The sequence below is a fragment of the Fructobacillus sp. ESL1117 genome, from assembly GCF_058508565.1.
In genome coordinates this window covers 536,425-558,491 of record NZ_CP196385.1, presented here as the reverse complement: position 1 = coordinate 558,491, position 22,067 = coordinate 536,425, and the positions used below count along the sequence as shown (strand labels likewise).

The 22,067-nt window shown below is 43.9% G+C and carries 21 protein-coding genes and 1 other annotated feature; of the genes, 16 read left to right on the top strand and 5 right to left on the bottom strand.

From position 1 onward, the window contains the following. The first annotated feature begins 9 nt into the window (after positions 1–9). The 7 genes from ftsY to ACSYSH_RS02340 all read left to right on the top strand — a co-directional run bounded on the left by ftsY (position 10) and on the right by ACSYSH_RS02340 (position 6,536). Complete coding sequence (gene ftsY / locus ACSYSH_RS02370) at positions 10–1,326, top strand: signal recognition particle-docking protein FtsY (protein ID WP_491702468.1); 1,317 nt, start codon at positions 10–12, stop codon at positions 1,324–1,326. Between the two features lie 3 nt (positions 1,327–1,329). Then, a complete protein-coding gene (gene ylxM / locus ACSYSH_RS02365) occupies positions 1,330–1,671 on the top strand; it encodes a YlxM family DNA-binding protein (RefSeq protein ID WP_059393500.1) in 342 nt (113 codons plus the stop codon). A gap of 40 nt (positions 1,672–1,711) precedes the next feature. After that, a complete protein-coding gene (gene ffh, locus ACSYSH_RS02360) occupies positions 1,712–3,187 on the top strand; it encodes a signal recognition particle protein (RefSeq protein WP_489815803.1) in 1,476 nt (491 codons plus the stop codon). 115 nt (positions 3,188–3,302) lie between these two features. Beyond that, the gene (locus tag ACSYSH_RS02355) at positions 3,303–4,112 is read left to right on the top strand and encodes an HAD-IIB family hydrolase (RefSeq protein ID WP_491702470.1); all 810 of its coding nucleotides are present in this window, start codon (positions 3,303–3,305) and stop codon (positions 4,110–4,112) included. Between the two features lie 262 nt (positions 4,113–4,374). Then, positions 4,375–5,136 carry a class A sortase gene (locus ACSYSH_RS02350; protein ID WP_489815801.1) on the top strand — a complete coding sequence of 254 codons (762 nt, stop codon included), beginning with the start codon at positions 4,375–4,377 and terminating at the stop codon, positions 5,134–5,136. Positions 5,137–5,172: 36 nt separating this feature from the next. Continuing rightward, positions 5,173–5,796 carry a Holliday junction branch migration protein RuvA gene (ruvA, locus tag ACSYSH_RS02345; RefSeq protein WP_252773740.1) on the top strand — a complete coding sequence of 208 codons (624 nt, stop codon included), beginning with the start codon at positions 5,173–5,175 and terminating at the stop codon, positions 5,794–5,796. 107 nt (positions 5,797–5,903) lie between these two features. Further along, complete coding sequence (locus ACSYSH_RS02340) at positions 5,904–6,536, top strand: deoxynucleoside kinase (protein ID WP_252773741.1); 633 nt, start codon at positions 5,904–5,906, stop codon at positions 6,534–6,536. A gap of 50 nt (positions 6,537–6,586) precedes the next feature. Here ACSYSH_RS02340 and mscL read toward each other — a convergent pair whose 3' ends face one another. The 3 genes from mscL to rpmF all read right to left on the bottom strand — a co-directional run bounded on the left by mscL (position 6,587) and on the right by rpmF (position 9,098). Then, positions 6,587–7,039 (bottom strand): large conductance mechanosensitive channel protein MscL, encoded by a 453-nt coding sequence (mscL, locus tag ACSYSH_RS02335; RefSeq protein ID WP_491702471.1) that lies wholly within the window; start codon positions 7,037–7,039, stop codon positions 6,587–6,589. Between the two features lie 40 nt (positions 7,040–7,079). Further along, the gene (locus ACSYSH_RS02330) at positions 7,080–8,792 is read right to left on the bottom strand and encodes an Rqc2 family fibronectin-binding protein (protein ID WP_491702472.1); all 1,713 of its coding nucleotides are present in this window, start codon (positions 8,790–8,792) and stop codon (positions 7,080–7,082) included. Positions 8,793–8,924: 132 nt separating this feature from the next. Further along, complete coding sequence (rpmF, locus tag ACSYSH_RS02325; RefSeq protein WP_047974236.1) at positions 8,925–9,098, bottom strand: 50S ribosomal protein L32; 174 nt, start codon at positions 9,096–9,098, stop codon at positions 8,925–8,927. Positions 9,099–9,322: 224 nt separating this feature from the next. On the opposite strand from rpmF, the gene ACSYSH_RS02320 reads away from it, so the two are divergent. From ACSYSH_RS02320 to tuf, 7 genes are all read left to right on the top strand, one after another. After that, positions 9,323–9,973: a DUF1361 domain-containing protein gene (locus ACSYSH_RS02320; RefSeq protein ID WP_252773744.1), complete on the top strand. Its 651-nt coding sequence runs from the start codon at positions 9,323–9,325 to the stop codon at positions 9,971–9,973. A 61-nt stretch (positions 9,974–10,034) separates the two neighbouring features. Continuing rightward, positions 10,035–10,159 (top strand) — a sequence feature (ribosomal protein L20 leader region). 33 nt (positions 10,160–10,192) lie between these two features. Further along, positions 10,193–10,711: a translation initiation factor IF-3 gene (infC, locus tag ACSYSH_RS02315; protein WP_047974237.1), complete on the top strand. Its 519-nt coding sequence runs from the start codon at positions 10,193–10,195 to the stop codon at positions 10,709–10,711. Between the two features lie 59 nt (positions 10,712–10,770). Next, positions 10,771–10,968, top strand: coding sequence for a 50S ribosomal protein L35 (gene rpmI / locus ACSYSH_RS02310; protein ID WP_047974238.1), 198 nt, complete (start codon positions 10,771–10,773; stop codon positions 10,966–10,968). A gap of 43 nt (positions 10,969–11,011) precedes the next feature. Beyond that, a complete protein-coding gene (gene rplT / locus ACSYSH_RS02305; protein ID WP_252773746.1) occupies positions 11,012–11,431 on the top strand; it encodes a 50S ribosomal protein L20 in 420 nt (139 codons plus the stop codon). A gap of 277 nt (positions 11,432–11,708) precedes the next feature. Continuing rightward, positions 11,709–13,619: a ribonuclease J gene (locus ACSYSH_RS02300; protein WP_491702473.1), complete on the top strand. Its 1,911-nt coding sequence runs from the start codon at positions 11,709–11,711 to the stop codon at positions 13,617–13,619. Positions 13,620–13,780: 161 nt separating this feature from the next. Then, a complete protein-coding gene (locus ACSYSH_RS02295) occupies positions 13,781–14,692 on the top strand; it encodes a type I restriction endonuclease subunit R (protein WP_252773748.1) in 912 nt (303 codons plus the stop codon). A gap of 173 nt (positions 14,693–14,865) precedes the next feature. Beyond that, positions 14,866–16,053 carry an elongation factor Tu gene (tuf, locus tag ACSYSH_RS02290; protein ID WP_059393490.1) on the top strand — a complete coding sequence of 396 codons (1,188 nt, stop codon included), beginning with the start codon at positions 14,866–14,868 and terminating at the stop codon, positions 16,051–16,053. A gap of 123 nt (positions 16,054–16,176) precedes the next feature. Here the strand turns inward: tuf and ACSYSH_RS02285 are convergent, their stop codons facing one another. Both ACSYSH_RS02285 and ACSYSH_RS02280 read right to left on the bottom strand, forming a co-directional pair. Next, positions 16,177–16,308 (bottom strand): hypothetical protein, encoded by a 132-nt coding sequence (locus tag ACSYSH_RS02285; RefSeq protein WP_256470326.1) that lies wholly within the window; start codon positions 16,306–16,308, stop codon positions 16,177–16,179. 63 nt (positions 16,309–16,371) lie between these two features. Beyond that, complete coding sequence (locus ACSYSH_RS02280; protein ID WP_491702474.1) at positions 16,372–16,896, bottom strand: hypothetical protein; 525 nt, start codon at positions 16,894–16,896, stop codon at positions 16,372–16,374. Between the two features lie 317 nt (positions 16,897–17,213). Between ACSYSH_RS02280 and leuS the strand changes: the two genes are divergently transcribed. Beyond that, positions 17,214–19,646 (top strand): leucine--tRNA ligase, encoded by a 2,433-nt coding sequence (gene leuS, locus ACSYSH_RS02275; RefSeq protein WP_491702475.1) that lies wholly within the window; start codon positions 17,214–17,216, stop codon positions 19,644–19,646. 114 nt (positions 19,647–19,760) lie between these two features. Further along, positions 19,761–21,917, top strand: a complete 2,157-nt coding sequence (locus tag ACSYSH_RS02270; RefSeq protein WP_491702476.1) for a putative polysaccharide biosynthesis protein — start codon at positions 19,761–19,763, stop codon at positions 21,915–21,917. Positions 21,918–22,067: the final 150 nt, after the last annotated feature.

Sequence of the window (22,067 nt, the reverse complement as noted above, 5' to 3'; positions counted from 1 at the left end):
GAGTAGTCTATGGGACTTTTTGATATTTTTAAGAAAAAGAAGGAAGCTCAGGAAAATCAGTCGGCCGAAGTTGGTCAGCAGACAGCACCTGAGTCAACAGCAAGAGACTCAGAAAAGCAGTTAACTGATGCAAATCAAGATCAGCCGGCCGAGAAAAGAGCAAAGGCAGTAACAGAGGATCAACAGGACCAGCCCGCTACAAAAACAGCTACTGAAACAACCGGACCGGCAGGGGCTGACAAAGACAAAGCTGACCAAGAGTCTGCTCAAGTGCTTACAGAGGATAGTGACAACGAACGTGAATTTGATCAACCTGTCACTGCTGAGCATAAGCAGAGTCAGGACCAAGGGCAAAAGCAAGATCAAAACGCGGACCAAGGCCAAGACGAGCAATCCAACCAGGAGGTCTATGACCGCGGCTTGAAGCAATCTCGTCAGGGCTTTGCTGACCGATTTAACCGCTTTTTAGCCAACTTCCGTTCGGTTGATGAAAACTTCTTTGAGGAGTTGGAAGATACCTTAATTGGGGCTGATTTAGGCTTTGATTTGGCAATTCAAATTTCCAACCAAGTTCGTGAAGCTGTTAAGGTGCAAAATATTAAGGATAAGGGCCAAATTCGTTCTTTGATTATTGAACAGATGGTGGCACAATATGACGCTCAAGGTCAAAATGAAGATCAATCCATGCATTTTGCACCAGCAGGTCAACCAACCGTGATTCTCTTTGTTGGAGTAAATGGTGTCGGCAAAACGACGACCGTGGGGAAATTAGCTTCAGCCTATCAAAAAGAAGGTAAAAAGGTCCTTTTGGCAGCAGCGGATACCTTCCGTGCGGGTGCGGTGAAGCAACTGCAGGAATGGGGTAACCGGGCTGATGTACCGGTTGTGGCTGGGCCTGAAAAGGCCGATCCGGCTTCTGTTGTCTATACGGCGGTTGAACGAGCCAAAGAGGAGCACTATGATGTCTTGTTCGTTGATACGGCCGGTCGCTTACAAAATAACGTCAACTTGATGCAAGAGCTAGCCAAGATCAATCGAGTTGTTAAGAAGGTCTTGCCAGATGCCCCACAAGAGGTTCTGCTGGTTTTGGATGCAACGACGGGGCAAAATGCTTTGCAACAGGCCAAGTTGTTCCAGGACTCTTCTGATGTGACCGGGATTGTCTTAACTAAGATGGATGGGACAGCTAAAGGTGGTATTGTTTTTGCCATTCGTGACAGCCTACATTTGCCAGTCAAATGGATTGGCTTTGGTGAAAAGGCAACTGATTTACGCGTCTTTTCGGCTGAGGACTTTGTTTATGGTATGTTCAAGGACTTGGTCTAGGCGATGGATTTAGACAAAAAAAATCAGGTGAATGCTTTATTACCGTTTTATGGACCGTTATTGACGGTTAAGCAACAAAATTACTTGCGGGCATATTTTGAGGATGATTATTCCATCATTGAGATTGCCGAGGCCGAAGTTGTTAGCCGGCAAGCCGTTTCGGATAACTTGAAGCGTGGCGTTGATTCTTTGGAACACTACGAGGCCGTTTTAGGGCTCTACAAGGATTCAGTCCACCGGCAGGCGCAAGAACAGGATTTGCTGGATTACGTTGCCGAGCACTATCAAAACGATCAACATTTAAAGCAAATTTTAGACCAACTGGTTAACCAAGAAATTAATTAAGGAGGAAGCCGGAGTCCCGAAGTGGCCCGGCCAAGCAATCATGGCTTTTGAAAACTTGACACAGCGCCTCTCCAAGACGTTGAAAAATCTAACCGGTCAGGGCAAGATTAAAGAAGAAGACCTACAGGCCTCTCTTCGTGAAATCCGTTTAGCCTTACTGGAAGCCGATGTTTCTTACTCGACAGTGAAGAAGTTCATCGACCAAATTCGCCAAAGGGCGAAGGGCCAAGAAATCCTGGAAGGGCTGAATGGCGCCCAACAGGTTATCAAAATTGTTAATGAGGAGTTAACAGCCTTGATGGGGGACCAAGCGGTTCCACTCAATAAATCAGAAAAGATTCCGACAACCATCATGATGGCTGGTTTGCAAGGGGCTGGTAAAACGACCACCATTGCCAAATTAGCTTATAAGTTAAAGCGCGAAAATAACGCTCGTCCACTTTTGATTGCAGCCGATGTTTATCGTCCAGCCGCCATTGATCAGTTGGAAATCTTGGGAAAAGATTTGGAGGTTCCAGTCTTTTCACAGGGGACAGATGTTGATCCACGTGAAATCGTCAAGGCTGGGTTAGCCCAGGCCAAGGAAAACAAAAATGATTATGTCTTGATTGATACGGCCGGTCGTTTGCAAATTGATGCCGAATTGATGGCTGAGTTGAAGGACATCGAAACGATTGCTCAACCAGATGAAGTGCTCTTGACGGTCGATGCGATGACCGGACAGAACGCAACTGAAACAGCCCAAGGCTTTGCCAACGAGTTGCACTTGACCGGTGTCGTTTTAACTAAGTTGGATGGTGATACCCGTGGTGGTGCTGCCTTATCAATTCGTGATGTCACGGGTCAGCCAATCAAATTCGTTGGTCAAGGTGAAAAGCCAACCGACCTGGATGTATTTTACCCAGACCGAATGGCTTCACGAATTTTGGGCATGGGGGATATGCTGACCTTTATCGAAAAGGCTCAGCAAGAAGTGGACGAAAAGAAGCAGGCCGAGCAGCTTGAAAAGATGCGCCTGAACACTTTTGACTTCAATGACTTTATCGACCAGCTGCACCAGGTTCAAAACATGGGACCAATGGAAGACTTACTGAAGATGATTCCTGGAATGGCCGGAAATCCAGCTTTAGCGAACCTGCAAATTGATGACAAGCAGTTTGCCCATATGGAAGCGATTATCTCCTCAATGACGAAGGCTGAACGGGAAGATCCCGACTTGTTGAATCCATCTCGCCGTCGTCGTTTGGCAGCGGGTGCAGGGCGGCCAATTGTGGAAGTCAACAAGATGATTAAGCAATTCGACCAGATGCGCAAAATGATGAACCAAGCTTCAAACGGAAACTTCTCCGGCATGGAATCCATGATGGGGCAAACCGGAATGGACATGTCTCAAATGATGGGGGGCATGGGTGGTGGTATGCCAAGTGGCAACTTTGGCCAAAAGGTTCAAAATTTTGCCATGAAGCAAGCAGCCCGGAAGATGAAGAAGTTAAAGAAGAAACGTGGCAAAAAATAATTAGTGCCTGTTGTTAGTGAAACGATACGATAGTAGGTGACCGGTGGCAGTCATTGCCTATGGTAGAAAAAGAGGCGACATACCCCAGTTATGGAACGTAGCTACAGATAGGAAAATGATGACGATTAAACTAATTGCAACTGATTTAGACGCCACCTTTTTACGAGCGGACAAGAGTTTTGACCGCCAGGCTTATCAGGTAATGGTCGATTTAGCCAAGAAAAAGAATGTAACCTTTGTGGTCGCAACAGGTAATCATCCAGATAAGGTGGCCAAATACTTTGCTGGGGCTAACCAGGACTTTATATTGATTGCTAACAATGGCGCTGAAGTCGTTGAAGAGGGTGAGATTATGAAGACTTACCCAATTGAGCCGGCCGTTTTTCAGCCAATTGTGGAAACCGTTTTAGCTAATCGCGACAGAGTCTCAATGGGCTTAGTCTTTACTGGCGTCACCCAGGCATTTATGCTGAAAGAAATGGCCGCTTTGGGGTATGGTGACCGTAAGGCACAGCAATATTTCCAGGATTTGAAGATTGTGGATAATTTGAGTGAAATTAACGAACCAATTTTGAAGATGACGGTCGATCTACCAGACTTTGAACGTCCTTTCATGGAAGCGGTTAATAACCATCAGCTGCCAATCCACGTCACAACTTCGGGTTATGGTGCCGTCGACTTAGTCAATCCAGCTGTGAACAAGGGTGTGGCCTTAAAGGATTTAGGCGATCAGCTAGGTATTGCGCCAGAAGAGATGGCCGCTTTTGGTGATGGCTTGAATGATTTGGAAATGTTGCAATTGGTTGGTCATCCCTTCGTGATGCCGAATGCCGATTCTGAACTCTTTACTTACGAGTTTGAGGAAGCGGTTGCTGATTCCAACAATGATGGGGTTTTGAAGACTATTTTAGCTAATATCCTTTAAGCAGAGGGAAAACTAGTCATTGATTTTTACTAAGTAATTGGTACAAATGAGCCGTTGGTTTATTAATCAACATTTAAAAGCAATCGAATGATTGCTTTTTTTTTTAGTGCTGAAACTACGTTTTTTAGGTCAAACGGGACCGGCTAGACCAATCTGTTTTTATGCTATAATAGTGGCATTAAGTCAAACGGTTTAATGCTGATTTTTACTAAAAAAATCAGTATCATGAGACAACGAAAAACTGTCAGGAGGATGCAGCCAAATGACTGACCGCATGAGGAAGTGGGTGCAACGCCTGCTTTGGTTAATAATTATCGGAATAATTGCTTTGTTGGGCTATCGTTGGGCTGAATCACAGCCCGCATTAAGTCCAGTAAAAACGGTGCCAAAACAGCTGTTTGGTCAAACAAAAATTTATAGTCAAAATGATCGACAACAGATTGCCGGCAAAATTAGTGCTCAAGATCAAAGCGCTAAAGGATTAACAAAGCAAGGCTTTGTGGCGATTCCCAAGTTATCGATTTTACTACCAATTTACGATAATGCCTATTCAGCCGTTGCCTTGAATGTAGGGGCTAATACGGCACAAAAAGGTACCCCTGTACCAACAATGGGACAGGGAAACTATACGTTAGCTGCTCATAATTGGGATAATGGTTATACAGCCTTTTCGGCTTTACAACAGAAACTTAATCAAAATGCACCTTATTATCAAAATGGTCAAGCGGGAAATTCAAGCTGGTTAAATGGTCAGTCAATCTACCTGGCTAATGGTGATGGGGTCTTTACTTACCAGATTACCGGTCAGGTTGGTGTTGATGAGAATGATGGCTCTGTTTTGAATCCTGATGACCGTGATGACGATAAGGCAAAAATTACGATTATTACCTGTCTCTTCCCTGATACGACGAAGCGTATCATTACCAATGCTAAGTTCATGAAGTTTGAATCTTGGGCCGATGCTAGCAATGATGAAGTTGGCTATTTTGATACGAAAAAGCAAAAAATTAACTTAGTTCCGTAATCTGCTTTACGGTAAAATAGATATCCAGGAGTTATTATGTATGAATATTTGCGGGGCGTGATTACCCAGGTTTGGCCAGGTTATATCGTCTTAGAAAGCAAAGATGGTATTGGCTACAAGATTTTTCCGGCGAATTCCTATCACTACACTGTTGACCAGGAAGCCCAAGTTTTCGTCGAACAAATTGTTCGTGAAACGGAGTTAACCCTTTATGGTTTTGCCTCGATGACGGAAAAGGGACTGTTTAACAAGTTGTTAAATGTTTCAGGCATTGGGCCTAAATCAGCTTTGGCAATCCTAGCTGGTGCAGACCCAGCTTCCTTGGTGGCAGCCATTGACCAAGATGAAGTTGGCTATTTGACGCAGTTTCCCGGGGTGGGAAAGAAAACCGCGCAACAGATTATCCTGGATTTGAAGGGGAAAATGGCGGACTTTGCGAACTTAGCTCAAGATCAAGAGCTTCGCTTAGGCCTTGACCTGTCAGATTCTGCTCGCTTGGTTGCCAGTGATAGCCAAAATCTGGCCGATGCCATGGCGGCTTTGGAAGCCTTGGGTTATGCCCAAAAGGATATTAAAAAGGTCAAGAAGGCCTTGGCCGGCGAAAAGGGCAAGACAGAGGAGCTGATTTCAAAAGCTCTGGCCCTGCTAGTTTCAGCATAAAGAACTGGTTAAATGCGGTGTAAGCAACCGTTTGTCACAAGAGCGCAAGCTGGGGTTTTCTTTTCAGCAATGAGGGAAGGCCATGGTAACAAAACAGAGGAGCATGTATGGTGATTATTACAGCAGGAATGATTGGTGTTGGGAAAACAACGTTGACTGGTTTGATTGCAGACCATTTTGAAACGCAGGCCTTTTTTGAACCAGTAGGGGATAATCCGGTTTTGCCACTGTATTACAAGGATCCAAAGCAGTATGGTTTTTTGCTCCAAATTTTTTTCTTAAACCGTCGTTTTGAGATGATTAAAAAGGCGTTGGCTGATGATAACAATGTTTTGGATCGGTCAATTTATGAAGATGAACTCTTTACAGAGGAAAACCATAAGGACGGCAATATTTCTGATATGGAAATGGACGTTTATCATAATTTATTGACGCGCATGATGGACGAACTGCATGCTTTGCCGAAGAAGGCGCCCGATTTGATGGTTTATGCTGATGCCGATTTTGAGACAATTTTGGCTCGAATTAAGAAGCGTGGCCGAGATTACGAACAGTTTGATGGTAATGATGAATTGAAGGCCTACTACCGCAAGATGTGGGAAGCTTATCAGGGGTGGTTTGACTCTTATGACCAATCACCAAAGATTAAGGTTAACTTGCAGCAGTATGATTTGGAAGATCCAAAAAATCAAGAAATTGTCCTGGGTCAGATTGATGATGCTTTGAAGGCAATCCGTTAATTACCCGGATAAAAAAGCCTGTCTTTTAAAGACAGGCTTTTTTATCTACTTTATTGATTGCTAGTAGATTGGGATTGTGAGTCAGTTCCATCTGTTGCTGTAGTTTGGGCGTTGGTTGTTTGCTGTTGATCAGCTAAAATCTTTTTGATGTCTTGAAGTACAAGCAATTCATCGCTTGGAGCTGGTGCGGGTTTTTGCTTTGGCTTAATAATGTACTTGCTGATGATCTTAATCAGAAGAAAAACAACAAAGGCTGTAATCAAGAAATTGATAACATCATTCAAAAAGGCGCCATATTTGAATGTCAGGTGCTTGTAGGGAACCCACTTTAAACTGTTTAAGTCGTTTCCCCCACCAGTGAAAAAGCCAACCAAGGGGTTAATCAGGTTTGTTGTCAATGATTTGACTAAACCAGAGAAAGCACCACCAATGATTACCCCAATTGCTAGGTCAATCATATTACCACGATTAATGAAGGCCTTGAATTCTTTGATGAAATGCATATTACTTACTCCTTACATGATTCAGAATAAGTCTATTTTATCACGAATGTTTCAATTTTTGCACTAAAAGTGGGTCAGGTGTGACGTAAGTAGTCGATTGGCCTTCAAAAATAACGTAACCGGGTTTGGCGCCGTTTGGCTTCCGCAATTTTCCTGCTGGTAAGTAATCAACGGGCACATTGGCTGAATCGCGGGCCTTTGAGAAATAAGCAGCTAATTTAGCAGCTTCTTCGATGGTTTCTTGTGATGGATTGTCAGAATGGATAATGACATGAGAACCAGGTAACTTCTGTACGTGCAGCCAGATGTTCTGGCGGTTAGCCTTTTTTAGGGACAATTTGTCATTTTGGAGATTGTTTTTGCCAATCTCAATCAGCGTGCCATCACTAGCCGTAAATTGGTCGGGAGCAGATAAAACATGTTTTGGTTTTTTCGTCTGTTTTCCCTTGGTCTTGATCTTGACTTTTTCGCGTAGGTAGCCCTGTTCAATCAATTCAACCTTGATGTCAGCAACGTCTTTGGGCGAAGCCACTGCCAATTGGCTAGCGATTTGATTAAAGTAGTCAATTTCTGCTGCAGTAGTTTTCAGCTGCTCTAAGACATAGTCCTTGGCTGAGCGGAGCTTACGGTACTTACGGAAATAACGGTTGGCATTTTGTAAACCGTCAAAGCGTGGGTCGAGGTCAATAGTCAGTAACTGGTTATTGTCATAGTAATTTTCGATTTCAACCGAATGCATGCCTTTATGAACGAGGTGCGGATAAGTAATCAGCAAGTCGCCCTTGACCTTAAAGCTTTCAGCATTTTTTGAATCTGTCAGGGTCTGTTGGAGCTTTTTTTCCTTGGTTTGATTTTTTTTCAATTCGTTTTTAACCAGGCGAACTAAGGTCCCGGCCTGCTGGTTAACGCGGTCGGCTTCCGCCTGACCCTGGAAGTAGGCATCCAATAAATCACCGAGTGTATCATAAGGCTGGCCTGCTTGTTCAGAATCCCAATCAAAAGCGGCAAAGGTATATTTGTTGTCTACTTGATAAAGGGTCGGCTGTGGTGAGTCGAAATGAGCCAACCAGTCCTGAGCTGTTTGCATGGCATTTGCCCCAGTTTCCAAATGCTTGGCCAAATTCTTGGCTGAAAGAGTGGCAAATCCCTGGTAGGTTTGCTGAATGGCTTTTGGCCAGTCAACCTTGTCCATGTCTAGTAAAATTTTAGCCAAAGCCGTCAAATCTTGGCCAAATGGATTGGTCATATTTTGGGCAGGGGGCAGGGTATAGGTCGCACCGGGAATCAATGACCGGACACGGTTTTGGTCAGCTGGGACGTGTTTGATTAGTTCCAAAATGCGCTGATCTTTTTCTCGAACTAAAAAGAGGTTTGAATGCCGACCCATCATTTCAATCGTTAAAATCAGTGTTTGATCATCGCCCAGTTCATCGTGTGTACTAATCGAGAAGTGAAGAATTCGGTCATTTTCTACCTGTGCAACCGAACTTAACCGGGCTCCTTCTAAGTTACGACGCAAGAACATCGCAAAATTGGGCGGCGTAGCCGGATTCTGATAGGGAATTCGAGTCACTTGGGCTCTGGCATAGGCTGGGTTAGCCGAAAGCAAGACCGGATAGTTCTGACCATTATTGCGAACGACCATTATGATCTCGTTCGGGTAAGGCTGGTGAATTTTCGTAATACGGCCACCAGCGAGTTGTTCATTTAATTCTTTGGCCAACGAATGGACAAAGAGGCCATCAAGGGGCATTGTCTTTCCTCCTTCAAAGGGGTATCAGTTCTATTATAACGAAATCAGCATCGAAAAAGTGATGAAAGCAAGGAATTGGGCACTGATTTGGTCACAAAAAAACCTCACTACACAGAGTGAGGTTTTTAAAACTTACTTATTTTCGGTCACTTGCTTACCGTTGTACATCCCTGATGGAGAGACGCGATGAGCAACGCGGTATTCACCAGTAGTCTTGTCCAAAACAATGTTTGGCACATTCAAACCGATGTGTCCGCGGCGGTTACGCTTGTGAGACTTAGAATTTTTGTTTGATGGGGTAGCCATGCTGGCACCTCCTTTCGGTTCAATTTATCAACCTGTTAAGTTTATCTAATTTATAAGGGAATGTCAACTGGTGGAATCTTTTTTCCTTGTAAAATCTTTGAAATAATCGGCTAAAAAGGCTTAACGAACGGCCTTAGTTCTGTTAAAATAGATGATATTAAATTATCTCTTCTCTTGGCGTTTAAAGGGGGAGTCAAACGAATGTAATGGGGTACAAAAACGCGATGACGAAACGAAATGTAATGAATATGCTAGTTGTTCACCTGGTCGTCTTGGCCTTTATTTTGTTCGTTTTAGTGACGCCAACCCATTTTGACTTCTTAATGTGGAACGTCTTTTTGGCTTTGTTGCCATTGGACTTCGCCTTGTTGGTGCTCATTTTTAAATCGAAGCTGCTACAAGCATTTTTTTCCTTTCTCTGGTTGTTGTTTTTCCCAAATACCATGTATATGATCACGGATTTTATTCATTTGCAATATATTAGCGATTCATTGGACGTTCGTTATCAGTATTTTAATTATTCAGTTTTATCAGCTGGGATTTTTATTGGTGTTTATCTAGGCATTCTTTCATTGGAATTACTAATTCAAAAGTTCTTTATTAAAAGAAGCGGGTTAACCGTCTTGGTGCTTTTGGCCATTGTTTCACTGGTGTCGTCCATTGGTATTTATCTGGGACGGTTCTTGCGGCTAAATTCTTGGGATGTCTTTACAAACTTTAAGTTTGTACTGGCCAATACACAGGATGCCGTTTCGGCCCACATGGTTGCCTTTGTCCTGCTTTTTGCGGCTGCTCAGTTTGCGATTTTAGTTGTTTATCACTTTGGTGATCGCTTATTGGCTAATTTGGCTGTTGAAGGTAGCCAGCACGATTGAGCTTGAATAAAAATTAGAAAAGTCTTGACTTAAAGATGAAAAGTGCGTATAGTATTGATTGTTGAACAAGTAGGAGCACCCGCTTCTCGCCTCGTGACGATTGCTGTTGCTAGGCAGATACACGTTGTACTTTTTGTACAGTCAGGTAAAGTGGGTGAACTTCGGTTTGCCCATTTTTTTCTTCGTTGTTCACAACAAAATTTTTGGAGGTACCTAGCCATAGCACGTCAACCACGACAAGTTGATTTAGTCAACGATAATATCCGAGCAAGTCGGGTTCTATTAATTCATGACGGTAAGCAAGAGGAAATGTCAACGCGTGATGCACAAAACATTGCCGATGACTTGGGACAAGATTTGGTGCTTGTCCAGGCCAATGCTGTACCACCTGTTGCCAAAATCATGGATTGGGGAAAGGCCAAGTTCGAAGCGCAAAAGCGTCAAAAAGAACAACGCAAGAACCAAAAGGTTGTCCAGGTGAAGGAAGTCCGGATGTCACCAGTGATTGATTCTGGTGATTTCGAAACGCGGAAGAAAGCTGCCATTAAGTTCCTTGAAAAGGGAAACAAGGTGAAGTTGAACTTGCGTTTCCGTGGCCGGATGATTACTCACCAAGATATTGGACGCGAAGTCTTAGAACGAATGGCCAACGAATTGGACGATATTGCCAAGGTTGAACAACGTGCTAAGATGGATGGTCGCCAGATGTTTTTGGTCTTAGCTCCTAAAAAGGGTTAAGCACGATTCATTTTGACCGGTCGCTAGATACTTGAAAAACGATAGGAGAATATGGACTCATGCCCAAGATGAAGACTCACCGCGCTTCAGCAAAGCGTTTCAAGAAGACAGCTAAGGGTGGCTTTAAGTCAGCCTCAGCTTACACATCACACCGTTTCCACGGTAAGACAAAGAAGCAACGTCGTCAATTACGTGGTACTCGGATGATGAATAAGACAACCATCAAGAAGTACGCCAAGTTGTTGTCTACCCTCTAATTTAAAGGGTCGTTTAATTAATACTATTTAGGAGGAATTACCCATGCGAGTTAAGGGTGGTACAGTTTCACGCGCACGTCGCAAAAAGTTTATTAAGTTGGCTAAGGGTTACCGTGGCCAACGTCGCATCAATTATAAGGTTGCTAAGCAACAAGTCTACAAGTCATACTTGTACGCTTACCGTGATCGTAAGAACCGCAAGCGCGACTTCCGTAAGTTGTGGATTGCTCGGATTAACGCGGCAGCCCGGATGAATGGTTTGTCATACTCAAAGTTGATGCACGGTTTGAACATGGCTGGTGTCGAATTGAACCGTAAGATGTTGGCTGATTTGGCCGTATCTGACTTTGATACTTTTGCTAAGTTGGCTGACCAAGCAAAGCAGGCCTTGGAACAAGGTTCTGTCTTGGTTCAGGAACGTACAGCAGCAACAACTGAAACAACTGTTAAGGTTGAACGTTAATTTTAATGAACGCCTATCAAATCAGACTTAGAATATTCTAAGTCTGATTTTTATTTTCAGCCCAAGCCGTTTCAGGCTTGGGCTTTTTCTTTTTTTGATGTGCATTTTCTAATTTTTTTGCCAATTTTTGCGTTGAATCGGGTCGCTTTTGCCCAAGCTAGGGGATTTTATGTTAAACTAGATGTAATTGAAATCGAGACAAGAAGAGGCCAATAATCCAAGCTGCCTTTTCAAGATGATTCGCTTTAAAAAAGTAGTAACGACAAAAGGATAGAACATGACAGATTTAAGAATAATTCCCTTTGGGGGAGTGCGTGAAAACGGCAAAAACATGTATGCCGTTTCGGTCAACGATGAAATTTTCATCTTAGATGCCGGACTCAAGTACCCCGAGACGGAACAACTCGGGATTGACGTTGTCATCCCTGATTTTGAGTACCTCGTTAATAACCAAGAAAAAATTGCTGGAATCTTTTTGACACACGGTCATGCAGATTCGATTGGTGCTTTGCCATACTTGTTGCAACAGCTGCAGGTGCCAATTTTTGGTTCTGACTTGACCATTGCTTTGGCGAAATTAGCCATCCAAGCAGAAGCTGATTTAAAGGCTTTTGATGATTTTCACGTGGTTAATGAAAATACTGAAATTGATTTTGGTGCCGTTAAGGTTTCATTCTTCAATACCACGCATACCATTCCCGAAGCTTTAGGAGTCGTTTTGGGAACGGATGAGGGTCAGATTGTTTATACTGGTCATTTTAAGTTTGACCAAACAGCAGAAGATTCTTATCAAACAAATTATGCTCGTTTGGCTGAAATTGGTGCTAAGCCAGTTTTGGCATTGTTAGCTGATGCGGCCGGAACTGAAGATATTGGCAAGCCAATGGTGAGCGAGAAGAAGATTCATCAGTATGTTGAAGACAGCTTTGTGGCTGCCAAAGGCAAGCGAATTATTGTCGCTGTGGTCGCTTCTAATATTCAGCGTGTCCAGCAGGTTATTGACGCTACGGCCAAGACTCATCGTCGCTTGATTTTTTCTGGGCAAGATGTGGAACAAATCGTTCATGCTGCTTTGAATTTGGGAAAGTTGAATTTGCCATTGCCAAAGGAAGAACTTTTTGCTGATTTGAAAGATTTAGAGACATTGCCGGCAGGCCAAATCGTTGTTTTGGAAACCGGTAAAATGGGCGAACCCGTTAAAAATTTGCACAAGATGGCTAAAGGTGAAAATCCTAATATTAGCTTGGGCGCTGCTGATTTAGTCTTTATTGCAACAACACCGTCTTTTGCTGTTGAGTCTTATGTGGCCCAAACACGAAACTTGCTCTTCCAACAAGGAGCCGACGTCAAACAGATTTCAGCTGATTTACGGTCATCTGGTCACGGATCAGCTGAAGACGTGCAGATGATGATTAATTTCATGAAGCCAGAATTTTTCTTCCCTGTTTCCGGTGAATTCCGAGTGATGGTGACGGCAAAAACTGCCGCCGAGGAAGTCGATATTCCAGCAAAAAAAATTATCATGGCTAAGCGTGGTGATCAGTACGTTTATGATGGCCAAACTTTTGAAAAGAAGGGTGGCTTTACGATTGGGGAAACCATGATTGACGGTGATTCTTTGAATGACATCGGTAATGTCGTTCTTCGTGATCGTCGGATTTTATCTGAAGATGGTGTCTTTGTCACAGTCGTAACAATTGATCGCAAGAAGCGCAAGGTTGTTTCAAAGCCAAAGATGACGTCTCGGGGTTTTGTTTATGTTAAGGCAAACCGCGACTTGATGAAGGAGGCTGGTAAGCTGACGATTGATGCCATTGAAGACTATTTGAAGAATGCGAAAGCCTTTGACTGGAATGAACTTAAGAATGGTGTTCGGGAATCATTGTCTCGTTTCTTGTTTAATGAAACTCGTCGCCGGCCAATGGTAATGCCCGTGGTGATGGAAGTCAACCAAAACCGCCGACCACACCATTCAAAGGGGCAAGAAACTGCTGGTCAAAAGGGGAAGAAGACCAACGGGAATAAAGACCAAAAAAAGGGTCAAAAAAAGTCGGGACAAGGTAACAACCAAAAGAAACAAAATAATCAAGTAAAGCAAAATAAGCCCAAGAATCCGGGAAATAAGGGCAAGGGTCAAAAGAACCAAGCCAAGCAACAACAAGCCAAGCAACAAGCTGTCAACCAATAATTAAAATTTTAGGTGGTTAAACGGGGTTAATTCCTGACATTGGCATTTGCAGCAATTGGCAGTAATAGTTATCAATCATTTTGAAAAAAGACCCGTCAGGGCCTTTTTTCTTTGTTAGAATAGAGGCGCAAGTTGCCTTATTAGAGTAAAAGGAGTTTCACTTGGAAAAGACATTGATTGAAATCAAAGACCAGGCTGAGGCCGAATTTAACCAGGAACACTACCATCAGGCAGCTGGTCTATTTGTGACAGTTTACCAAGAAGAGCAAACTTTGACCCTCAACCGCCAGTTGGTGCTGGCGCTAAAAGAGGACCAACAATACCAATTAGCCAAAGATTATGCTTCTGATTTTTTGTCCGATTATGCGCAACATGAAAATTTGTTCTTGTTGTACTTTGACCTGCTTTTGCAAATACAAAACTTTGTGTCCGCCCAACAATGGGCTTTGCAGAGTCCAAACCAGGAACTAATCGAAGGTCTGTTGGTACAAATTCGAGACGGTGAAAGGAAGGCCGAAAACCAGCAGGGGCAGACGCTTAAGACGATTGCCCAGCATTTTTACCATCTTAGCGACGAATCGATGGTGGCACAACAGGAACGCTACCAACAAGCCTTACACTTGCCCGTAGCTACCTTTGTCACAGGGGCGAAATTCTTACTAGTTGATCCCTTTGCCAGTCCGCTGATGCGCAGTACGCTTTTGAGTGACCTACAGGAGCTTGGGGAGACTGGGGTTGTGACCTACCAATGGCTTGATCAAGAACGCCATCAAATTGATTTGCAGGCTATCTCGCCCGTGTTCACCAATCAGATCTTTCAAAAACTTGTTGCGGCTTTGGATGACCAAGTTGGTCAAGAAGATCCAATTGCCTACCAGGCTTTGTTTGACCAGCTACGTTTAGAAGCCATGCTATTGTTTCCGCGATTAGAAGAAAGTATCTTGGATGCCATGGCCTGGGTGGATGCTGACTTGTCAGCCTTTTACCAAGAGCAGGCACCAGAAGAAGAGACTAAACAAAAACAGGTACACGACTTGGTTTTGCAGGCATTGGCTGAGCTGGCAGGGCAGTAGACTCCTTAGCAAATGGGTGTTTACAAAAATTCGAGAACTTAGTATAATAAGTGTCGGCTTAAGTGCCAGAAAAACGCAGTTTAATGGTTGCCTTTATGGCCCAGGCGTTGTAAAATATAAACATACGATTTTCTCGGGACAAAAACTGAGAGATAAAATTGGAGGAAACTACATTGGCTAAGGAAACTTACGTTCGCAATAAGCCCCACGTTAACATTGGTACGATCGGACACGTCGATCACGGAAAGACTACTTTGACTGCTGCTATCTCAAAGGTATTGGCAGAAAAAGATGGTGGAACTGCTACTGATTTCGCTGAAATCGATAACGCTCCTGAAGAAAAGGAACGTGGTATCACGATCAACACGTCTCACATCGAATATGAGACTGATGCTCGTCACTATGCCCACATCGATGCCCCTGGTCACGCGGATTACGTTAAGAACATGATCACTGGTGCTGCTCAAATGGATGGTGCCATCTTGGTTGTTGCCGCAACTGATGGTCCTATGCCACAAACTCGTGAGCACATCTTGTTGGCTCGCCAGGTTGGTGTTGAACATTTGGTTGTCTTCTTGAACAAGACTGACTTGGTTGACGATGAAGAATTGATCGACTTGGTTGAAATGGAAGTTCGTGAATTGCTTTCAGAATATGATTTCCCAGGCGATGACATTCCTGTTATCAAGGGTTCAGCTTTGAAGGCTTTGGAAGGTGATGAAGAACAAGCTAAGGTCATCATGGAATTGATGGACGCTGTTGATTCATACATCCCAACTCCAGCACGTGAAGATGACAAGCCATTCTTGATGCCTGTCGAAGACGTATTTACGATCACTGGTCGTGGTACTGTTGCTTCTGGTCGTGTTGACCGTGGTGTTTTGACTACTGGTACTGAAGTTGAAATCGTTGGTTTGAAGGATGAAATCCAAAAGACTACGGTTACTGGAATCGAAATGTTCCGTAAGACTTTGGAAGAAGCTCAAGCTGGTGACAACATTGGTGCTTTGCTCCGTGGTGTTGACCGTGACCAGATCGAACGTGGTCAAGTTTTGGCTGCTCCTGGTTCAATCAAGACTCACAAGAAGTTCATGGCCGAAGTTTATGTTTTGACTAAGGACGAAGGTGGTCGTCATACACCATTCTTCACTAACTACCGTCCACAATTCTACTTCCACACTACTGATGTTACTGGTGTTGTTGAATTGCCAGCCGGTGTTGAAATGGTTATGCCTGGTGACCAAGTAACGTTCGACGTTGAATTGATTGCACCAGTTGCCATTGAAAAGGGATTGAAGTTTACTGTTCGTGAAGGTGGTCACACTGTTGGTGCCGGAACTGTTACTGAAATCGAAGAATAATAATTTATTATTTCTTCAAAAGCCCACTTTAGTGGGCTTTTTCTTTTGCTTAAAATTGCACGTTCCAAATTAAAACCCGCTACTGTCAGTAATTACTGAACAGCCAGCGGGCTTTTTTAAGTTTTATTTGTCTTTTTTAATACCCAAAGCCTTGTCTCGCGCTTCCTTATCTTGCTGTGTATCAAGAATGGGTAGGTCGATGAGTTCTTCTAAGGGTGTGTTAATGTGCTCTTCTTGGTTGACAATTCGTCCCATGAATTTTGCCTCCGTTTTATTGATTGGCGTTATTATACCATTTTACCAGTTGATATGCTGGGACTAACGGTCTTTGCGTTCAATCAAATAAGTTAAATCAGAATGGGTTTGGTAGCTGGCCTTATCTGTATCATTTGTGATGGAAACATCGAAGTTGGCTGCCTGCTGGTTCCGGGTTAAGTTGACAATCAAGAGGCCATCATCCTTAAGGTGGTCCCAAAGAAGGGTAATTTGTTTGTTGAGTGTTTCTCGGTTCGGAAGGGAAGTGCCGGTGTCGGATCCATAATCAAGGATGGCAAGGTCAAGTTTTGAAATTTTACCAATTTGTGCCTGCAACTTGTCTTGAGTCAAAACGCCGTTGATAACATCAACGCGGTCTTGTAGGCCGGCCATAAAAAGAGAAGAAACGATTTGGTTCGCATTTTCTTTCTCTTCGCTAAAGGTCAAGACTTGGCCCTGTGAGCCCACACGGCTTGATAAAAAGCGTGTGTTTAAGCCGATACCAGCAGCACCATCGACAACGAGGTTACCAGGTGCGACTGTTTCTTCAAGTGTACTTTGAATAAAATGTCGATTTGAAATTTGCATCGCGAGCTCCTTTTTCTTTTCTAATCTATAGTATACGAATTTTTACTGATTTATGCTATAATGAAGGTACTTTTCAACAATAGTAGTGATTGCGGAGCGTCAGAAAGTAAGCGGGGCTGAAAGCTTGCCAACCAAAATCATGAACTCGGTTGAAACCCCTACCGGTGAAGTGGAGTAGTCGGTACGTCTTGCTGCGTTAAGGCAACTTCGAGGTTCAAGCAATTGAACAAAACGTAGGTGGTACCGCGATGATAATCGCCCTATGTTAGGCCCAAGTGGCTTAACATAGGGCGTTTTTTAGTAGATGGAGGAATAAAATGGGATACGATCACAAAACAATTGAGAAAAAGTGGCAAAATTTTTGGGATAAGAATCAAACCTTTGCAGCATCAGATAAATCAGATAAGGAAAAGTTTTATGCCTTAGACATGTTTCCCTATCCATCTGGCCAAGGATTACACGTAGGTCATCCAGAAGGATATACAGCCACAGATATCGTATCGCGTTTTAAGCGCGCTCGTGGCTTTAATGTTTTGCATCCAATGGGTTGGGATGCTTTTGGTTTGCCAGCCGAACAGTATGCTTTAAAGACGGGTCACAATCCCGCAACCTTTACGGACCAAAACATTCAAACTTTTAAGAACCAAGTGAAGTCATTGGGCTTTTCTTACGACTGGGACCGTGAAATTAAGACAACGGATCCTAGCTATTACAAGTGGACGCAGTGGATTTTTGAAAAGCTCTATGAAATGGGCTTGGCTTATGAAGATGAAATCATGGTCAACTGGGCTCCTGATTTTCCAGGTGGTGGCCTGGTCGTGGCCAACGAAGAAGTGATTAACGGCAAGACGGAGCGTGGCGGATATCCAGTTTACCGTAAGCCAATGAAGCAATGGGTTTTGAAGATTACGGCCTATGCTGACCGTTTGATTGATGATTTGGATGACTTGGATTGGCCTGAAGCGATTAAGGAGCAACAGCGCCACTGGATTGGTCGCTCAATTGGTGCCGCTATTCGCTTTGCAGTTGATGGGCATGCCGGTCAGCAGATTGAAGTTTTCTCAACTCGTCCAGATACTTTGTTTGGCGCTTCTTACCTGGTTTTGTCACCAGAACATGATTTGGTTGACCAGATTACGACTGCTGATCAAAAGGCAGCCGTGGCGGCTTATCAAGAAGAAATTGCCACTAAGTCTGACTTGGAACGAACTGATTTGAACAAGGATAAGTCAGGGGTTTTCACTGGAGCTTATGCGAAGAACCCGGTTAATGGCGAATTGTTGCCAATCTGGATTGCCGACTATGTCTTAGCTTCTTATGGAACTGGTGCTGTGATGGGCGTGCCAGCGCATGATCAGCGTGATTACGACTTTGCTAAAAAGTTTGACTTGCGCATTCTTCCAGTTATTAAGGGTGGCAATATCGACAAGGAAGCTTATAGTGGCGAAGGCGTACACATTAACTCAGGCTTTGTCGACGGCTTGGGTAAGCAAGAGGCTATCGATAAGATGATTGCTTGGTTAGAAGAAAATGGTGCTGGTGAAAAGAAGGTTAACTACCGCTTGCGTGACTGGATTTTCTCTCGTCAGCGTTACTGGGGTGAACCAATCCCTGTTATCCACTGGGAAGATGGCACACAGACGTTGGTCCCAGAGGATGAATTACCATTGCGTTTGCCAGAAATGACAGAGGAGCAATTGAAGCCTTCTGGTACTGGTGAATCACCATTGGCCAATGCTAAGGACTGGTTGGAAGTGACTCGTGAAGATGGCATGAAGGGTCGCCGTGAGACCAATACCATGCCACAATGGGCTGGATCATCATGGTACTTCTTACGATATATCGATGCAAAGAATGACCAGGCTTTGGCTGATCCTGAGAAATTAGCTTACTGGAAGAATGTTGACCTGTATGTCGGTGGGGCAGAACACGCTGTTTTGCACCTCTTGTATGCTCGTTTTTGGAACAAGGTCTTGTATGACCTTGGCGTGGTCAAGGAAAAGGAGCCATTCCAAAAATTAGTAAACCAAGGAATGATTTTGGGTGCTAATCACGAAAAGATGTCCAAGTCGAAGGGCAATGTCGTTAACCCTGATGACATCGTCAACGAGTATGGAGCCGATACGCTTCGAATTTATGAAATGTTTATGGGACCTTTGACTCAGAATAAGCCATGGTCTGAAGAAGGGGTGACGGGATCTCGTCGTTGGTTAGACCGTGTTTGGCGCTTGCTCATCAATGAGGATGGTTCTGTAACGGACAAGTTGACGGATAAAACCGATGACACGCTCAAAAAGGAATACAATTTGACGGTCAAGAAGGTGACGGAAGACTTGGAAAACATGCATTTCAATACTGCTATTTCAACGTTGATGGTCTTTGTTAATGATGCCTATAAGGCCGACAAGCTTCCAGCTGCCTACATGGAAGGTTTCGTGCAAATGTTAGCACCATTTGCACCACATTTGGCCGAAGAATTGTGGCAAAAGTTGACGGGTTCAAAGGAATCAATCACTTATGTTGCTTGGCCAACGTATGACGAAAAGGCCTTGGTCGACGATACAAAGGAAATTATTTTCCAAGTGAACGGTAAGGTTCGTTCAAAGCAGGTTTTGTCAGCTGATGCCAGTCAGGACGACTTGATTGCAGCAGCTCAGGCTGATGAAAAAGTTCAAAAGAACTTGGATGGTTTAGAAGTCAAAAAAATTATTGCCATTCCAGGTAAGTTCGTTAATATTGTTGCGAAGTAAGAGCGAACGTGTTATCTTGGTGTTTAGCTGATTTAATTGAAACAATCCAAGAATAGCCCGTTAGGAAGATGGATTTTTCTTCCTAATGGGATACATATTAAAGGTGATATCGGTATGAGCCAGGATTTTTACAACAAACAAGAGGGTGACCAAGAAAAAAAGGATCTGACGCCACTTGATGAAAAACATCTAACGGCTGACGAGTTGCTCGCCAAGTTAGAGCAAAATCTTCGTCCCAAAACCAAGCAAGAAAAAATGGTTGCTTTTTGGCCAAAACGGTCGCAACGACAAAAACAGAATTTGAATCATAGCGGCCCAAAAGATAATCCAAAAAAATTGTCTGAATCCGAGCTTGAAGTCAAACGACCAGCAGTAGCAACAAAAAAATCAGCCTTCTTGAAGCGCCGGTCAACGCAGTCGGCCAACCAAAAAGATAGTGATGAGAACCAGCCAGTTGATGACGTCACAACGGCTTTGGCAGACCAAACAGTGGCTTCGTTGGGACGGTCTGCCAGTGATGAACAGGCGCTGGACCAAAGCCAAGGCGGTGGGAATACTGCCTTGGTCCGGGGGTCCTTTTGGCTATCATTGGGAAACATTGTTTCTCGCCTCTTAGGAGCAGTTTATATCCTGCCGTGGTTGGCCATGCTTGGCAAGGCAGCTAACCAGGGCAATGCGCTCTTTTCGCAAGGGTATAATATCTATGCCATCTTACTTTCAATTGCGACCTTTGGTTTTCCATCAGCCATTTCCAAGGTAATGGCCCAGCTAATTGCTAAAAAAGATCAGGATGGATTGTGGGCCCTTACTAAGCGCTCACTACAAATCGGGGTAGTGCTTGGCATTATCTTTTCGACCTTGCTGTACGTTGCAGCGCCACTCTTATCGAACGGCAATGCCCAGGTTGTGCCAGTTTTGCATTCTTTGGCACCGGCTGTCTTGGTCTTTCCAGTGATGTCGATGGTCCGGGGAATTTTCCAGGGCCACCAATTGATGCATATTTCAGCCTTGTCTGATATTTGGGAGCAGGTTGGTCGTGTGATTTACTTGCTGTTAGCTACCTGGATCGTCTTAAGCCATGATAGTAGCAACTGGACCGGTGCCGTTGTTCAATCAACCTTTGCTGCCTTTATCGGAGCACTCTTCTCATTGGCTGTCTTGGGTTATGGTTGGGTGCGCTATGCACGATTGATTCATCCAGTTGCCGGCGTGCCGGATGAACAAGCCGCTTTGGCACAAATGAGTGCTGCCAACCAGCCAGCAGTTGCTGAAAAGCAAACAGCGACTGACCAACCTTTGCATCGCCATCAGCAACAAGATGAAAGGCAAGACCAAAAGGCTCAGCCAACTGGGCCGAAAGCATTATCGCTGGTCATCAATATTTTGAAAGAATCATGGCCATTTGTTGTCATAGGTTCCTCAACGAATTTGTTCTTGTTCGTTGACCAGTACACGTTCTTTCCATTGATGAAGGCTTTTTTTCATACGAGTCTTAGTCAGTTACAGATTGATTTTGCCTTGTTTTCGGCCAATCCGAATAAATTAGTGATGATTGTCATTTCTTTTGCCACCAGTATTGCGGCCACGGCTTTGCCAATCTTGGCAGCCAAAAAGGCGGCTAAGCAAATGGGCGCCCTAAAGGAACAGCTAATTGCTGTCTTGCGGTTGACCTCCTTAGTCTTAGTGCCATCTGCTCTTGGTATGTATGCCGTTTCGGATCCTTTATACCGATTTTTTTACCCAATTGATCAAACGGTCCAAGCCGGGGTTTACTTGCTCCAGTTCTCAGCTGTTTTGACGATTATTATGTCCTTCTTTATGCTGTTAGCCTTTGTTTTGCAGGCCTTATCACATGGTAAAGAAGTAATGCGGGCCTTTGGTTATGGCTTGTTCATTAAGGTTGTGATTCAAGCACCGTTGATTTACCTCTTCCAAGGTATGGGAGCTTTGATTGCCACAGCCCTTGGCCTAGGTTGGTCGCTCTACTTGATGATGAAGTACTTAAAGGAACATTACCAAGTTTCGTTGAGAACGATTCAGGATACTTGGGTCAAGACTTATCTATCAGCGGCCGTCATGGCTATCGTTGCCTTTGTGTTAACTTGGCTTTCAAAGACCTTCTTGCTGACAACGGCAACAAAGGTCGGTGCTGGTTTAGCAACTGCTTTAGGTGTTGTCGGTGGACTGGCCGTTTTGCTGGTTTTATATCGCCGTTTTGGCCTGTTAAATCAGGTGTTAGATCGTGGGCATGAGCCAGACCAAGTTGAATAATTTAATTAATTGTTAGTCAGACCTTTGTCTGGCTTTTTTTATATCAAGAATCAAATCATCATGGTTTTTCTCATCTCTGCTTTTGTTTGGAAAAAGTTGGCTACTAGGCTGAAGATATGGGTCTTCTATGATATTATGAGAGACAGTGAT

Excerpts from the sequence above, each read along its gene's own strand:
- ftsY (WP_491702468.1), top strand. The coding sequence starts at position 10 with ATGGGACTTTTTGATATTTTTAAGAAAAAGAAGGAAGCTCAGGAAAAT.
- ylxM (WP_059393500.1), top strand. The coding sequence starts at position 1,330 with ATGGATTTAGACAAAAAAAATCAGGTGAATGCTTTATTACCGTTTTAT.
- ffh (WP_489815803.1), top strand. The coding sequence starts at position 1,712 with ATGGCTTTTGAAAACTTGACACAGCGCCTCTCCAAGACGTTGAAAAAT.
- ACSYSH_RS02355 (WP_491702470.1), top strand. The coding sequence starts at position 3,303 with ATGATGACGATTAAACTAATTGCAACTGATTTAGACGCCACCTTTTTA.
- ACSYSH_RS02350 (WP_489815801.1), top strand. The coding sequence starts at position 4,375 with ATGACTGACCGCATGAGGAAGTGGGTGCAACGCCTGCTTTGGTTAATA.
- ruvA (WP_252773740.1), top strand. The coding sequence starts at position 5,173 with ATGTATGAATATTTGCGGGGCGTGATTACCCAGGTTTGGCCAGGTTAT.
- ACSYSH_RS02340 (WP_252773741.1), top strand. The coding sequence starts at position 5,904 with ATGGTGATTATTACAGCAGGAATGATTGGTGTTGGGAAAACAACGTTG.
- mscL (WP_491702471.1), bottom strand. The coding sequence starts at position 7,039 with ATGCATTTCATCAAAGAATTCAAGGCCTTCATTAATCGTGGTAATATG.
- ACSYSH_RS02330 (WP_491702472.1), bottom strand. The coding sequence starts at position 8,792 with ATGCCCCTTGATGGCCTCTTTGTCCATTCGTTGGCCAAAGAATTAAAT.
- rpmF (WP_047974236.1), bottom strand. The coding sequence starts at position 9,098 with ATGGCTACCCCATCAAACAAAAATTCTAAGTCTCACAAGCGTAACCGC.
- ACSYSH_RS02320 (WP_252773744.1), top strand. The coding sequence starts at position 9,323 with ATGACGAAACGAAATGTAATGAATATGCTAGTTGTTCACCTGGTCGTC.
- rpmI (WP_047974238.1), top strand. The coding sequence starts at position 10,771 with ATGCCCAAGATGAAGACTCACCGCGCTTCAGCAAAGCGTTTCAAGAAG.
- rplT (WP_252773746.1), top strand. The coding sequence starts at position 11,012 with ATGCGAGTTAAGGGTGGTACAGTTTCACGCGCACGTCGCAAAAAGTTT.
- ACSYSH_RS02300 (WP_491702473.1), top strand. The coding sequence starts at position 11,709 with ATGACAGATTTAAGAATAATTCCCTTTGGGGGAGTGCGTGAAAACGGC.
- ACSYSH_RS02285 (WP_256470326.1), bottom strand. The coding sequence starts at position 16,308 with ATGGGACGAATTGTCAACCAAGAAGAGCACATTAACACACCCTTAGAA.
- ACSYSH_RS02280 (WP_491702474.1), bottom strand. The coding sequence starts at position 16,896 with ATGCAAATTTCAAATCGACATTTTATTCAAAGTACACTTGAAGAAACA.
- leuS (WP_491702475.1), top strand. The coding sequence starts at position 17,214 with ATGGGATACGATCACAAAACAATTGAGAAAAAGTGGCAAAATTTTTGG.
- ACSYSH_RS02270 (WP_491702476.1), top strand. The coding sequence starts at position 19,761 with ATGAGCCAGGATTTTTACAACAAACAAGAGGGTGACCAAGAAAAAAAG.